The sequence below is a fragment of the Flavobacterium sp. M31R6 genome, from assembly GCF_013284035.1.
In the GTDB taxonomy this organism is placed as follows: domain Bacteria; phylum Bacteroidota; class Bacteroidia; order Flavobacteriales; family Flavobacteriaceae; genus Flavobacterium.
This window is the reverse complement of the sequence record NZ_CP054141.1, coordinates 4,375,224-4,390,446: the sequence shown is the minus strand read 5'-3', so window position 1 is coordinate 4,390,446 and position 15,223 is coordinate 4,375,224. Positions and strand designations below refer to the sequence as shown.

Here is a 15,223-nt window from a genome sequence, read left to right as displayed (position 1 = left end):
AAGAATTTTCTAAATGGAGTTTAAAAAGCTTTGCGGAACTTTGCGAATTCTTCGTGTGTCTCTGCGTAATAAAGTATAATGCTGAATCTGGGTTAAAATGGGGTAGTCCACAAAGAGTATCAAGTGTTTTTTTTACTACAGATTAAAGAGATTTCAGTACAATCATAAAAGAAATCTGTGTAAATCTTTTTAATCTGTGGCTACTATTATTAGTTTGGTTGTAGTAACGATAGTCATGATCTATAAACTTGAACCCCCTAACGCAATTCCTTTTCATAAGAATCTTATTGCTGTAAATGTAAAATATAGGTTTAAAATAATTCAATTTTTGTTGAATTGTAATTTTAATAACCACAATTGTCTATTTTCTCTATTCTATTTTCTTATCTCAATTTTCTTTTTTCTATTTTTACGGCACAAAATAATCAAAAAATGGATTTCAAAAATACATTAGAATTTGCTCAGCAACTCGATTCACAAGATCATCTACATATATACCAAGACGAATTTATCTTTCCAAAAGTCAATGACAAAAAAGTAATTTATTTTACGGGTAACTCTTTGGGATTACAGCCAAAAAGAACCAAAAAATATATTGATGAAGTGATGGACGATTGGGCAAATCTCGCCGTTGAAGGCCATTTTTATGCCGAAAAACCTTGGTGGGATTATCAGGAACGTTTTGCTAATCCGTTAAGTAAATTGGTAGGTGCTTTGCCATCTGAAGTCACTGTAATGAACACGCTAACAGTGAATCTTCATTTATTGATGGTTTCATTTTATAGACCAACAGCAAATCGTTACAAAATCATTTGCGAAGAAAAAGCCTTTCCTTCCGATCAATATATGTTTCAAAGCCAAGTAAATATTCACGGATATAAGCCAGAAGATGTCATTGTGGAAATCAAACGTCGTGAAGGAGAACATAACATCCGATTGGAAGATGTTTTGACAAAAATTGAAGAAGTGGGCGAGGAGTTGGCGTTGGTTTTAATAGGCGGTGTGAATTATTACACAGGCCAGGTTTTCGATATGAAAACCATCACCGAAGCAGGACATAAACAAGGTGCTTACGTAGGCTGGGATTTAGCCCACGCTGCCGGAAATATTAAATTGGAACTGCACGATTGGAATGTCGATTTTGCTGCTTGGTGCAGTTATAAATATATGAATTCAGGACCAGGAAATGCTTCAGGTTGTTTTGTTCATGAAAAACACCATAACAATAAAGAATTGCCTCGATTTGCAGGTTGGTGGGGACATAATAAAGAACGTCGTTTCAAGATGGAACCCGTTTTTGATCCTGTTCACGGAGCTGGAGGTTGGCAGATAAGTAATTTGCCAATACTATCATTGGCGCCTTATTTGGCTTCCGTTGAAATGTTTGACGAAATTGGAATGGATGAATTAATATTAAAAAGAGACAAAATCACTTCTTATTTAGAATTTATTCTGAACGAAATAAGTAAAGAAGTGCAAGGGTCTTTTGAAATTATCACTCCAACAGAACCTTCTGAAAGAGCTTGTCAATTGTCTGTTTTCCTTCATGGCGAAGGGCGTAGCTTATTTGATTACCTAATGAAAAACGGTGTAATTACAGATTGGCGTGAACCCAATGTAATTCGTCTTGCACCGGTTCCTTTATATACCTCTTATGAAGATATGTATCACTTCGGACAGATTTTGAAAAAAGGAATTCTAGGGTAATTTATTGTTTCATAAAGCTTTTAAAGTTATAAACTATTGCAATAATTATGTAAGTCCAGTTGGAGTTTCAGGTTGTTACTTTGTAATTGAACTTTAAAATTTATAATTATGAAAGCTTTATATATAGTTTTTACAGCAATGATACTTTTCTCTTGTCAAAATCAACAAAAAGTAGATTTAAATAAAGCGAAACAAGTTTCGATTGACTCTATGAAAACAGTAATCGAAAAACAAAGAATTATAGATTCTATGCAAACCGAATTTGCAAACGCTGAAAAAGAAAAAATTGAATATCAAAAAGAAGTTGTTGTTGTAAACAAACAGAGTACTGCTCAAGCACCAACTGCTAAAAAGAAAGGCTGGAGCGGAGCAGCAAAAGGAGCTGTTATTGGCGCAGGAGTCGGTGCCGCAACAGGAGCGATAATTAGCAAGAAAAAAGGGCAAGGTGCTATTATAGGTGGACTTGCTGGTGCTGGTGTAGGTGCTGGAACAGGGGCAATTATTGACAGCAGTAAAAAATAAATAAATTTCATTACCAAAAAGCAAAAAGAGTGTTTAATTCATCAAGAATTTAAACACTCTTTTTTATTTGAATTTTTAAATCAAAATTTCTTTTAAAAATTCGGCTATATTTCGCCATAGAAAATTGTAAAATGACTTTTCTGGAATGCGCTCAAGTTCTATTTCAGCCTTTTTAGTTTTGCCATTTAGTATATATTTTAAATTTAAACATTTCTCATGATAAAGAACCTAAAACAAAAATACCATTAAATAGAATGTGGGGACGGGTGAATGATTTTAAATAGGTTATTAATCACTCATGTTGATTTTTTATTCCTTATCTTTTTTAAATGATTTTGTAGGAACATTTTGTTGTGCATATTGAAATCGATCAATTAATTTGGGTAAAAAGTAACCGTCTACACCATTCAAGGCAACTATATTTCCTTTGTCTAATTGTAGCCAACCATCTTTATGTTCTAAAGTTTCATCGAAAAAAATATGCTCGATGGATGCGATAATATGGATCGTGTCATTTTCCTTGATGATGTATTCATTTACATATTTGCAGTAAAGTTGTACCGGACTTCCTTTTACAAAAGGAATGTTAAAACCTTCTTTGTATTCTTCTTCTAGATTGGTTTTGTCAAATTCAGAAATTCCAGAATCATAATTGGCAGAGGTGTGATGGGCATCAGCAATCATGTCAACTGTAATGTGGTTTACGGTGAAATAACCAGTTTCCATAATATTTTTATAAGTATCTCTTGGAACGGTCGTTGGACGAACTATGAAACCTATTAATGATGGGCTGCTTCCCAGATGGGTGACACTACTAAAAATAGCAACATTTGTATTGCCTTCAATAGATTTCGTAGCTATCAAATTGGCAGACTTAAAACCGGTACATGAATTAATTAAATTTAATTTTTCAATCTTATCCATTTGCGAAATGGTTTCTTTTGAAATATTTTTCATGATTTTTTATGTTTTAACAAATATAAGAAACTGACACTTAATCACGTGGAGTTTGTTGTAAAAATCTCAATTTAAATAGTGAATTTTAACTTTTAAGGAGTTTATTCTTTGTTTTATAATAAAAAATTAACAATAATGCTAAAATTCATTATTATTGTGTTTTATTTACATTTGATAAAAATATACCCTTTTTTAAATGTCTCTTTTAAAAACAGTACATAAAATGTGTAGATTTTTACATAAGTTTGATAAAGTGTATTTAAATGACGTCCAATGAGAAACCTAAAAAGAGCCTTACTTGTTTTTATTTTTTTGATAATTGTCTTAATTGGCGCATTTTTAATTTATAGGTCATATCAAAAACCTAAATATGAAGGTGATGTTTATTTAAAAAATATTAAAAAGGAGACTACGGTTTATTTTGATGAATTTGGAGTGCCGCATATTTATGCTAAAAATTCAAATGATGCAATGGTTGCTTTGGGGTATGTGCATGCTCAAGATAGATTATGGCAAATGGAACTACTTAGACGTATTGCGCCAGGTCGCTTGTCCGAGGTATTTGGATCGGTTGCATTGAAGAACGATAAGTTTTTTGTGGGTTTAGGAATTGAAGAAGCATCTGCAAAAGCAATTTCGAACTTAGATAAAAATAGTGCAGCCTATCAATTGATGATGGCCTATTTGGATGGGATTAATCAATATCTTGAGGAAGGTGTAACTCCAGTGGAATTTCAATTATTAGGGGTTAAAAAGCAAAAATTTACCATCAAGGATGTATATAATATTTTTGGATATATGTCTTTTAGCTTTGCAATGGCTCAAAAAACAGATCCATTACTTACCGATATTAGGAATAAATATGGAATGGATTATCTCAAAGATTTTGGAATAGAGGGAGATTTTAATACTACTAAAATTAAAATTTCAAAACAAAAATCTCAAGAATATATAGCTATTTCAAAATCGATCGCGTCACTTTTGGATCAATCACCAGTAGCGCCATTTGTTGGAAGCAATAGTTGGGTTGTTGCTCCTCCAAAAACAAAGAATAAAAAAGTGATTTTTGCAAATGATCCACATATTGGATTCTCTCAACCTGGAACTTGGTATGAAGCACATATTGACACTCCCGATTTCGAATTGTATGGCTGTTACCTAGCGGGAGCACCTTTCCCTTTATTGGGTCACAATCGTGAATATGCATATGGTTTGACAATGTTTGAAAATGATGATGTCGATTTCTATCAAGAAGAAAATAATCCCAAAAATAGTAACCAATATCAAACCAAAAAAGGATTTCAGGATTATGAGATCAGAAAGAAAGTAATAAAGGTAAAAGATTCATCAGATGTGATTTTGAATTTAAAAGTGAGTCAGCATGGTCCCATTATGAATGATTTGTTGACTGGTTTAAAAAGCAATAAACCAGTTGCGATGTCTTGGATTTATACACAACAACCTATTCATAGTATTGAGGCGATTTATGCAATATCACATTCCAGATCAATAGCCGATTTCCAAAATGGAGTTGCGCTTATTGCCGCACCTGGACTGAATGTAATGTATGGCGATGCCAAAGGAAATGTTGGTTGGTGGGCAACCGGAAAATTGTACAAACACAATAATGGCGTGAATACAAATTTTATACTTGATGGTGCAAATGGGAAAGATGATAGTTTAGAATATTTAGATTTTTCAAAAAACCCATCAGCAGTCAATCCAGATTGGAATTATGTTTATTCTGCAAACAATCAGCCTGAAGCGATTGATGGTTTTGCTTATCCAGGCTATTATCTTCCTGAAGACAGGGCGAAAAGAATTACACAATTATTGGATTCAAAATCCGATTGGGATGAAAGTTCAGTGGGTGAAATGATTAGTGACAATACATCAGCCGTAGGTCCAGGAGTTGTAAAAAAGTTAATCTCTAATTTAAATCCAAAATCACTTTCCAAAACGGAAAATGAAGCTATACATATTTTGAAATCATGGAATGGTTCAAATGATTTGAATGATGTTGCACCAACAATCTATAATAAATGGATTTTTTTATATCTAAAAAATACTTTTCAGGACGAATTGGGTGATGAAGGATTCAAACAATTTTTAGGAACCCATATTATGAAGCAAATTGTCGCCAGACAAATTTCAAACGAAAATTCGCCATGGTGGGATGATGTTAGAACAAAAAACATAAAAGAAACCAGAAATCAAATTTTAGCAAAATCATTCGAAGAAGCAATAGCGGCTTTGGAAAACCAATTGGGTAATTCACCTTCGGAATGGAAGTGGGAAAAAGTACATTCAGTAGAATACCAACACCCAATTGGAAAATTAGCGCTATTTAGACCTTTTTTTAATGTTGGTCCTTTTGAAGTTTCGGGTTCTAACGAAGTAATAAATAATCAGTTTTTTGATTTTGTCGATGATGGATTTTATAAAGTAAAAGGAGGGCCTTCAAGCCGAAGAGTTATTGACTTCTCTGATATTGAAAATAGTTGGGGAATTCTGCCGACGGGGCAATCCGGAAATCCATTTAGTGAGCATTATGCAGATCAAGCCGAATTGTATAATGCGGGAAAATTTAGAAAAATGAAATTGAATAAAAAGGAAATTATACAATCTTCAACAAAACTTATTTTTTATCCTCAGAAAAATTAGTACTAATCCCAGATGTATTTCCAAGAGCCGTCTTTTTGTTTTTTCCAGACCGTATGAAAGACTCCTTTTGAAACTTGTTCCTTCCCGGAAGCATCTTTAAAAGTCCAAACATATTTGCCGTAACTTGAAGCCATATCTCCGGCATCGGAAACGGTTATGGCATCGGGAGACCAAGTTACACTTGCGTTTTGGTACTTTGAGTTTAAATAATAATTTTTAATATTGATCTTGCCGATGATTAAAGTGTCGTGCTCTCTTTTGATAACAGCATTAGAATCGGCAAATTGATAAAATCCTTCGGCTATCCCTTTTTTGGCAACTAATTTTTCAAAGTCTTTTTCTGTTTTAACAATCTCTAACTTGACATACGTTAAATTTTTAGTTTCCGACTTTGGCGAACAGCCACTCAGAACCAATAGAAAAATAATGAGTTTGAAGGTGTTTTTCATAGAGAATTATTTTTTGAATATAAAATAAACGGCCAAAACCAAGCATAAAAAACCAACGAAATGATTCCATCTTAAGGTTTCGTTTTTGAAGAAAAGTAATGAGAACAACACGAAAATGACTAATGTAATTACTTCTTGGATTACTTTGAGTTGCATAAGTGAAAAAGGACCGCCATTGCCTTCATAACCTATTCTGTTCGCTGGGACTTGGAAGCAATACTCAAATAAAGCCAGTCCCCAACTAATCAATACAATGCTTATCAATCCCGCATTTTCAAACCATTTTAATTCTTTGAATTTAAGATGTCCATACCAAGCCAATGTCATAAAAATATTTGATAATATTAATAAACCTATAGTAGCGTATGCTTTCATGTTTTGTTTTTGGGCCAAAAATAGTGATTTTTACTATTCGGACCGGTTGCTGTCTTTGATTTTGGAAACAGAGATGTGTTTATTTTTTAAACATTTTAGACAGTATTCCAAATGCTCCTCTAATAAAAGTGGCACTGGTAACGACTTTTAAAACCGATTTTGTAACGACACTTGCAGTACTCGGTTCGTTGCTTTCTTGTTTTTTCTCTTCAGGAACGATAGCTTTCTCTTGAGCGGATTCGATTTTTTTATTGAGCATCTCATAAGCACTTTCACGATCAAGAACTTCACTGTATTTTTTAACTAATTTGGATTTTGTGTTGATTTCTTGAATTTCAGCATCAGTTAATATATCCATTCGACTCATTGGAGCGCGCATCATAGTGGCTACAAGTGGAGTAGGAATTCCTTTTTCGCTTAATGCAGTTACAAAGGCTTCTCCAATTCCTAAACTGGTTAATACTTCGTCTGTTTTGTAAAATTCGGATGTAGGATAGTTGTCTGCCGATTGTTTGATTGCCTGCCTGTCATTGGCTGTGAATGCTCTTAAAGCGTGTTGTATCTTCAATCCTAGTTGTGCCAAAACACCACTTGGAATATCCATAGGATTTTGAGTGATAAAATAAATACCAATTCCTTTGGAACGAATTAATTTAACGATAGTTTCTATCTGTTCTAATAATGCTTTGCTGGCTTCATTAAAAATTAAATGAGCTTCATCGATGAAAATGACTAATTCGGGTTGGTCTGCATCGCCTTTTTCGGGCATTTGTTGGTAAATTTCGGCAAGCAAACTCAGCATGAAAGTGGAGAATAATTTAGGCTTGTCTTGAATGTCTGTTAGTCGTATAATATTAATGTATCCTTTTCCATTTTCGTCAAGACGAAATAAGTCGTCAATTTCGAAGGATAGTTCTCCAAAAAACAAATCGGCACCTTGTTGTTCCAGCTCGATTATTTTTCTTAAAATAGTTCCTGTAGTCGAAGTCGATATTTTACCATAACTTTCTTCAATTTCGTCTTTTCCTTCATCGGTAATATAATTAATGACCTTTTTAATGTCTTTTAAATCTAATAATGGCATTTTGTTGTCATCACAATATTTGAATATAACCGAAACAACTCCAGCCTGTGTATCATTCAAATCTAAAATTCTAGAAAAAAGAACGGGTCCGAATTCAGAAACTGTAGATCGAAGTCGAACTCCCTCTTGTTTAGAGAGGGATAGTAATTCTACAGGAAAACTCGACACAGAGTAGGGGATGTTTAATTTAGCATGACGTTCTTTTATGAAGTCTTTTTCTTCGCCTTCCTTTGCAACTCCGCTAAAATCACCTTTTATGTCCATCATCAATACCGGAATGCCAAATGAGGATAGTTGTTCTGAAAGAACTTGAATGGTTTTTGTTTTTCCTGTTCCTGTAGCGCCGGCAATTAGTCCGTGTCTATTTAATGTTTTTAGCGGAATTTTGACAAATGTATTAGGTAATGCTTTGCCGTCAAGAATGGCTCCGCCTAGCGTTATACTCTCTCCTTGTGATAGATAGCCTTCGTTTATTTGCTGAATAAAATTTTCTTCTTTGCTCATTGCTTACGGGGGTGTTAAAATCTACTGCAAGATATTAATTTTTTTCAAATGAATAATTAAGTGTTTTCTGTAATAAAATATCACAAAATACTATTGATTCGATAGATTTATTTGTTTTTTTGATTTAGGCCTTTTTTTGAATAAAAATATTCAGAATGCTTAAAAACGTTTTTTTTTAGAATTTTTTAGAATAAATTGTTATATAAAATCTTCAATTATTCTTAAAAAACGTTATAGTTCTGTTTTAAGAATAAAATAAATTGTAAGATTACTTAAAAAAAAGTTTTTTTATTTCAACTAAAAAATTAAATTTGCTCCTATACAAGTTTATTAAAACTAAAATAAATATTTAAAATTTAAAAAAATGGCAAACGTTAAAGTTAAAAAAGAAAGCACTTCAAACGGAGGAGGAATGGTTTCAGGGATTATTATTGCATTATGTGTATTTGTAGGTTGGTTAGTTTGGTCTCAAGTGATGGGAGATCCTTCGAATTTTGAAGGGGGAGATATTGAAAAAGGACATCCATTAAATACATTAGGTCAAGTTTATAAAGGAGGATTTATAGTACCGGTATTATTAGGTATGTTATTAATGGTTATTGTGTTTTCTCTTGAAAGATTTTTTGTTATCGCAAAAGCTGCTGGTAAAGGGAATTTAGATAAATTTATGCAAACAGTTCAAGTAAGTATCAAATCTGGAGATATTGATGGAGCTATTGCTACATGTGATAAACAACAAGGTTCTGTTGCAAATGCAATTAAATCTGCGTTAGTTAAATACCAAGATGTTAAAAAAGAAGGATTCAATAGTGAAGAAGCTTCTGAAGTAATTCACAAAGAAATTGAAGAGGTTACTTCTCTTGAAATGCCAATGTTAGAAAAAAACATGACTATTATTTCTTCTTTGGTTTCTTTAGGTACACTTGGAGGATTATTAGGAACAGTATCTGGTATGATTAAAGCGTTTGGAGCTTTGGCAACTGCTGGAACTCCTGATCAAGCTGCACTTGCGGTTGGTATTTCTGAGGCTTTGATTAACACAGCTACAGGGATCTCTACTTCAATCACGGCGATTGTTGCTTACAACTTCTTTACTTCAAAAATTGATGATTTGACTTATTCTATTGATGAGGCTGGAACTACAATTGTAAATACTTACAGACATTTCAGAGGTAGTTTAAAACAATAATTAATTTTTGATAATTTTTTATCAAAATAATAGACATAAATAATGGCTAAAATAAAAATGAAAAAAAAGTCCACATCTACCGATATGACGGCGATGTGTGATGTTGCGTTTCTTTTGCTTACGTTCTTTATTTTGACTGCCACTGCTAAAACACCTGAAGTATTACCAGTTGATACTCCACAGTCTACTGTGCAAACAAAATTGCCTGCTGATAATTTGTCTACTTTGACAATTGGTAAGGCTAATGGGAAAACTGCTGTATTTTTTGACCTAAAAGGAAAAGATGTTCGTAAAAAAGCACTTGAATTTATGGCTGATAAATATAATGTTTCTTTTACTGAAAAAGAGTCAGAGGAGTTTGGATTAATGGAAAGTTTTGGTGTGCCAATTCAAAATTTAAAAACAATTTTGAATATGAAAGCAGCTGATAGAAGTAAAGCGGGGCAGCCTGGAATACCTAAAGATTCTTTGGATAATCAATTGAAAGACTGGGTATTGTATTCGCGAAAAGCAAATATTGAGGTTAATGACAAGGAATTGAATTTTGCAATAAAAGGTGATGCTAAGGAGCAATATCCTGCAATCAAACAAGTAATGGATATTTTGCAAGATCAAAAGGTCAATAGCTTTAATTTGGTTACAGGTTTAAGAGGAAAGAATTTTTAATTAAAAAAGACACACTAAAATGGCTGAATTAAATACCGGCGACGGTGGAGGCGGAAAAGGTGGCAAAGTAAGAAGTAAAAAACAAAACTCAAAGGTAGATTTAACTGCCATGGTGGATTTGGCTTTCTTATTAATCACGTTCTTTATGCTTACCACTACGTTGTCTAAACCTCAATCAATGGATTTGACGTTACCAGATAAAGAAAAAGATGATACTCCTCAGACTAATATTAAAGTAGATGAGAATCGTACTATGACATTATTGCTTGGTGAAAATGGTAAATTGGTACGTTATATGGGGATGTTGGAAAAACCTCTTGCGGCACCAAAAGATTATTCTTATGGTAAAGAAGGTATTCGTAAAGAATTGATTGCTAGAATGGAAACAGTAAAGCAATATTCAACTGCTAAAGGAAAACCAAATGATGGAATTATTGTAATTATCAAACCAAGTAAAAAATCAACATATCGTAATTTGGTTGATGTTTTGGATGAAATGGCAATTGTTGGGGTGAATAAGACTGGCTCTTATGCAATAGTTAATGAATTTACACCAGAAGAACAAAAATTGTTAGAAGTAAAAAAATAATTTTTACTAATAACCTAATAATTATAAAAAATGAAATTAGATTTAATTAAAAATCAATGGATAGAAATCGTTTTTGAAGGGCGTAATAAGCTTTACGGAGCTTACGTACTTAGAAAATCGAATCGCAAGACTTCTATGCGAGCGCTTATCATTGGTAGTGTTCTTTTTAGCCTAGCAGTTAGTGCTCCGCTTATTGCGAGTTACTTGCCAAAAGGAGGTGATGAAATGGATACCGATATCAAGATAACTGCCGTTAAGTTACCTCCTAAGAAGAAAGTTGAAGATGTAAAAGATCTTGCACCACCACCACCACCACCACCTAAACAAGATCAGGTTAAGTTCGTGAAACCTGTTGTTGCTAAGGCTGAAGATGTTACTGAAGATCCACCAAAAATGGAAGATATCAAAGACAAAAAAACTGGTGCTGAAACAATCAAAGGAGATCCAGATGCTCCACTTACTGTAGAGGAAGTTGGAAATGGACCTGTGGTAGAAGTTATTGAGGAAGATACTAGTGTACACTCTTTAGCTGGGATTGAACAAAAACCTGAATTTCCAGGTGGAATTGAAAAGTTTTATCAATTTGTTGGTAAAAACTATCAAGCTCCCGAAGAGGAAGGTCTTAAAGGAAAAGTTTATGTGACTTTCGTTGTTGAGAAAGATGGATCATTAACAGATATAAAAGTTGTTAGAGATATCGGTTATGGTACTGGAAAAGAGGCAATTAGAGTTTTAAGTAAATGTCCGAAATGGCTTCCAGGTGAGCAAAATGGTAAAAAAGTGAGAGTACTGTATTCTCTTCCTATTACTATTCAATCAGCAGAATAATGTTAAAAAATATATTTAATAATTTGAAGAAGAAATCGCTTATTGAGCGATTTCTTCTTATTATAACCATTTTGGTTTTTTTGGCTTATTTTTTTTTGGGTCTAATGGTTATCTTTTGGAAAAAATTTCCTTTTAATATGCAAATGCAATATAGAATTGCTCTTGGCGTTGTATTAATGGGATATTCTATTATTCGTTTTTTCCGCGTCTATAATGCTAACAAGGAATAGGTATGTCTAGATTTAAAGTTTATTTAATTTTAGTGTCTGTTGTTTTCATTTTTTTTAATTGTAAAAAAAATGAAAATGAGGATGTAAACAAAGAAACAATCTTAAAAGGGAAAGCGGAAATCTATGTGGATGAAACTATTGCCCCTATTGTGGAAGACGAAACCATGGTTTTCGAAAGTCAGTATGACGCCAAATTTACTTTAATTTCTAAATCCGAATCAGAGGTTTTAAACTCTCTGTTTAATAAAAAGGCCAAAATTGTCGTGATTGCAAGAAATTTGACTAAAAAAGAGTTAAATATTTTCGAACAAAGGAAAATAGTTCCTAAAATAACTAAATTTGCGATAGATGGTGTCGCTTTTGTTGCTAATAAATCGAGTAAAGATACTTTGATTGCTTTGAAAGATGTAATCGGTTTTATGAAAGGAGAGAGAAGCTCAAAAATTAAAGGTTTAGTTTTTGATAATCCCAATTCAAGTACCGTAAGTTATATGAATAATTTGGCTGATTTGAGTGGGTTGGCAGATAAAGATGTTTACACTTTTAAGACTAATAATGAAGTTTTAAAATTTGTTTCGGAAAATGATGGAATGATTGGTGTAGTTGGAGTAAATTGGTTGTCGCAACCTAATCCTTCAATGAATTCTATTATAAATAATATAAATGTGTTAAGTGTCAAAGGTTTAAATAAGGAAGGTTATTATTCGCCTTCACAAAATAATTTTGCCGAAGGAACTTATCCTTTATTAAGAGACTTGTATGTTGTAAATTGTCAGGGATATGATGGTTTAGGTATGGGATTTGCATCTTTTGTTGCTGGCGATATCGGACAAAGAATTGTTTTAAAATCTGGTTTACTGCCTTATCAAATACCCACTAGAAAATTAAATATAATACGTGGTCAATCTAATAATGAAAAGAAATAAAATAAATTAATTTAATGAAGATGAACAAAGTTAAAGTTTTAAGTATTGCTTTATTGGCTATCGTGGCAACAAGCCGAGCGCAAGACCTTAATCAAGCAAAAAAAGCAATTGATGCTGAACAATTTGAAAGTGCAAAAACAATTTTAAAATCTATAATAAATGCAAAACCAGCCAATGGTACGGCTGCATTTTATTTAGGGAATGTTTATATGTTGCAAAATAATATTGATTCTGCTAAAATATATTATCAAAAAGGATTAGCTGGTACTGAAGGAGCAAAATTGAATAACATTGGTTTTGGTTTAATTGACCTTGATAATGGGAATACTGCTGCCGCTGAAGAAAAATTTGCTTTAGCTACTAAAGATTTGAAAAAGAAGGATATTGAAGAGTATTTATTTATAGGTAGAGCTTATACATATTCTTTAAAACCAGATTATAAAAAAGCGATTGAAGTTTTAAACAAAGCGAAATTGATAAACCCTCAGGATGCTCAATTGAATTTGGCACTAGGGAATGCATATTTTGGTGATAAAAACCAAAATGAAGCGTATTCGGCTTACCGAAACGCTTATACGATTGACAATACTTTGATTAGAGCTAAAATGCAATTGGGTGTATTGTTGAAAGGAGCTAAAGCATATACAGAAGCGATAAAAGCTTTTGATGAAGTAATCGCTATTAATCCAAATTATGGACCAGTTTATCGTGAATTGGCTGAAACTTATTATTTATGGGGAAGAAACGAACCTTCTAAATATAGAGTTTATGTGGATAAAGCTTTAGTGAATTATGAAAAATACTTGTCTTTAACTGACTATTCTCTTAACTCAAGAATGCGTCATGCCGATTTTTTAGTTCTTGCGGGCGAGTATAAAGCTTTGGAAACTGAGGCTAATAAGATGATTGAATTGGATAAAGTGAATCCAAGAATTCTTCGTTATTTAGGAATTTCAGCTTATCAGAATGGTAATTATGATGTTGCTATCAAATCTTTAGAAGGTTTTATCGCTAATCCTGCGAATAAAATTATTGCTATGGATTATCAAACATTGGGGTTTGCTAAAATAAAAAAGGCCGTTGGAGAAGATGGTAAAGCTATTGATAATGCTTTGTTTGATAATGCAATTCTAGATGTTAAAAAAGCGTCTGAAATGGATGCTAATGGATTATCATTAAATATCAGTGATGTTGGAAAAAAATTGTATGAGTTAAAGTTATTCAAACAAGCCGCTGCCATTTATGAAATAGCTGTAGCTAATAAAGAGTCTAAAAACTATGTTTTGGATAATTTTTATTTAGGAAATAGCTTGTATTTTGACAATACAAGAAAGGATATTGTAAAACCAGATCCAATAGCTTTACAAAGAGCTGATATGGCTTACGGCGCTGTTATTGAAGCATCACCAAAAACACAGGACGCTTATTTGTATAGAGCAAGAACGAATAGTTTATTGGAGAACGATGAAATGACAATTAAATACTATAATGATTATGTAAATGTGGTTACAGAGAAAGGACCTGAAGAATTGGCAAAACCTGCAACTGTTAAAAAAATAATTGAAAGTTATAATACTTCTGCTGCTAGTTATGCAAATACTGATAAAGCTAAAGCAATCGAGTATTTCAATAAAACTTTAGCTTTGGATCCGGCTAATCAATATGCGCTTGATTCATTGAAGTCTTTAAAATAAAGATTTTTTCAAATATTTAAGAAAGACAATCAGAAATGATTGTCTTTTTTTTGTTTTAGCGGATTTGTTTTGATATTTTTAGGATAAAACACAAAGCTCTTATATGTCGTCCTTTCTTGAGATTTCTTTTAATTGCTTATCTTTGTAGCTTAAATTTATATAATGTTATCTAAAGAAGTTCAATTAGAAGTCAATAAAGGAACCATGCTTCCTCTTATGGAAGAATTTTATACAATTCAAGGGGAAGGTTTCCATACAGGTACTGCTGCATATTTTATTAGAGTTGGGGGATGTGATGTTGGTTGTCATTGGTGCGATGTTAAGGAGAGTTGGAATGCAGAATTGCACCCTCCTACTAAAATTGATTTAATAGTTGATAATGCTGCCAAGCATGCAGATACGATTGTTATTACAGGAGGTGAACCTTTAATGTGGGATATGGCTCCTTTGACGCAAATGTTGAAGCATAATAATTTAAAAGTTCATATAGAAACTTCAGGAGCATATCCTTTAAGTGGAACTTGGGATTGGATTTGTCTTTCACCAAAGAAAAATAAATTACCAACCCAAACAGTTTATGATAATGCAGATGAACTTAAAGTTATCATTTACAATAAGCATGATTTTATTTTTGCAGAAGAACAAGCTGAAAAAGTGAATTCAAAAGCTATTCTTTTTCTCCAGCCGGAATGGAGTAAAAAGGAAGAAATGACTCCCTTAATAGTTGAATACGTTATGAACAATCCAAAATGGCGTGTTTCACTTCAAACTCATAAATATTTGAATATTCCATAAATTAAATTGAGATTTTCAATTTTCAAGCTGTCTTTATTTTATCC

14 protein-coding genes are annotated in these 15,223 nt (G+C 32.7%); 10 read left to right on the top strand and 4 right to left on the bottom strand.

What is annotated here, in order from left to right; translation table 11 throughout:
* Positions 1-432: 432 nt before the first annotated feature.
* Positions 433-1,707 carry a kynureninase gene (kynU, locus tag HQN62_RS18550; RefSeq protein WP_173505445.1) on the top strand — a complete coding sequence of 425 codons (1,275 nt, stop codon included), beginning with the start codon at positions 433-435 and terminating at the stop codon, positions 1,705-1,707.
* A 108-nt stretch (positions 1,708-1,815) separates the two neighbouring features.
* The gene (locus tag HQN62_RS18545; protein ID WP_173505444.1) at positions 1,816-2,229 is read left to right on the top strand and encodes a glycine zipper family protein; all 414 of its coding nucleotides are present in this window, start codon (positions 1,816-1,818) and stop codon (positions 2,227-2,229) included.
* 309 nt (positions 2,230-2,538) lie between these two features.
* Here the strand turns inward: HQN62_RS18545 and HQN62_RS18540 are convergent, their stop codons facing one another.
* Entirely contained in the window at positions 2,539-3,186 is a 648-nt protein-coding gene (locus HQN62_RS18540; RefSeq protein ID WP_116797042.1) for a flavin reductase family protein, read from the bottom strand.
* A gap of 273 nt (positions 3,187-3,459) precedes the next feature.
* On the opposite strand from HQN62_RS18540, the gene HQN62_RS18535 reads away from it, so the two are divergent.
* Positions 3,460-5,850 (top strand): penicillin acylase family protein, encoded by a 2,391-nt coding sequence (locus HQN62_RS18535; RefSeq protein ID WP_173505443.1) that lies wholly within the window; start codon positions 3,460-3,462, stop codon positions 5,848-5,850.
* 2 nt (positions 5,851-5,852) lie between these two features.
* Here the strand turns inward: HQN62_RS18535 and HQN62_RS18530 are convergent, their stop codons facing one another.
* The 3 genes from HQN62_RS18530 to HQN62_RS18520 all read right to left on the bottom strand — a co-directional run bounded on the left by HQN62_RS18530 (position 5,853) and on the right by HQN62_RS18520 (position 8,262).
* Positions 5,853-6,299, bottom strand: coding sequence for a YybH family protein (locus tag HQN62_RS18530; protein WP_173505442.1), 447 nt, complete (start codon positions 6,297-6,299; stop codon positions 5,853-5,855).
* Between the two features lie 6 nt (positions 6,300-6,305).
* Positions 6,306-6,674 carry a DMT family protein gene (locus HQN62_RS18525; protein ID WP_116797045.1) on the bottom strand — a complete coding sequence of 123 codons (369 nt, stop codon included), beginning with the start codon at positions 6,672-6,674 and terminating at the stop codon, positions 6,306-6,308.
* A gap of 79 nt (positions 6,675-6,753) precedes the next feature.
* Positions 6,754-8,262 carry a helicase HerA-like domain-containing protein gene (locus HQN62_RS18520; RefSeq protein ID WP_173505441.1) on the bottom strand — a complete coding sequence of 503 codons (1,509 nt, stop codon included), beginning with the start codon at positions 8,260-8,262 and terminating at the stop codon, positions 6,754-6,756.
* A gap of 364 nt (positions 8,263-8,626) precedes the next feature.
* Between HQN62_RS18520 and HQN62_RS18515 the strand changes: the two genes are divergently transcribed.
* From HQN62_RS18515 to HQN62_RS18485, 7 genes are all read left to right on the top strand, one after another.
* Positions 8,627-9,451: a MotA/TolQ/ExbB proton channel family protein gene (locus HQN62_RS18515; RefSeq protein WP_116797047.1), complete on the top strand. Its 825-nt coding sequence runs from the start codon at positions 8,627-8,629 to the stop codon at positions 9,449-9,451.
* Positions 9,452-9,493: 42 nt separating this feature from the next.
* Positions 9,494-10,117: an ExbD/TolR family protein gene (locus HQN62_RS18510; protein WP_116797048.1), complete on the top strand. Its 624-nt coding sequence runs from the start codon at positions 9,494-9,496 to the stop codon at positions 10,115-10,117.
* Between the two features lie 19 nt (positions 10,118-10,136).
* Positions 10,137-10,706, top strand: coding sequence for an ExbD/TolR family protein (locus HQN62_RS18505; RefSeq protein WP_116797049.1), 570 nt, complete (start codon positions 10,137-10,139; stop codon positions 10,704-10,706).
* 30 nt (positions 10,707-10,736) lie between these two features.
* Complete coding sequence (locus HQN62_RS18500) at positions 10,737-11,534, top strand: energy transducer TonB (protein ID WP_116797050.1); 798 nt, start codon at positions 10,737-10,739, stop codon at positions 11,532-11,534.
* 232 nt (positions 11,535-11,766) lie between these two features.
* Complete coding sequence (locus HQN62_RS18495; protein ID WP_173505440.1) at positions 11,767-12,690, top strand: PstS family phosphate ABC transporter substrate-binding protein; 924 nt, start codon at positions 11,767-11,769, stop codon at positions 12,688-12,690.
* 20 nt (positions 12,691-12,710) lie between these two features.
* A complete protein-coding gene (locus HQN62_RS18490; RefSeq protein ID WP_173505439.1) occupies positions 12,711-14,384 on the top strand; it encodes a tetratricopeptide repeat protein in 1,674 nt (557 codons plus the stop codon).
* Between the two features lie 162 nt (positions 14,385-14,546).
* The gene (locus HQN62_RS18485) at positions 14,547-15,179 is read left to right on the top strand and encodes a 7-carboxy-7-deazaguanine synthase QueE (protein ID WP_173505438.1); all 633 of its coding nucleotides are present in this window, start codon (positions 14,547-14,549) and stop codon (positions 15,177-15,179) included.
* Positions 15,180-15,223 lie beyond the last annotated feature (44 nt).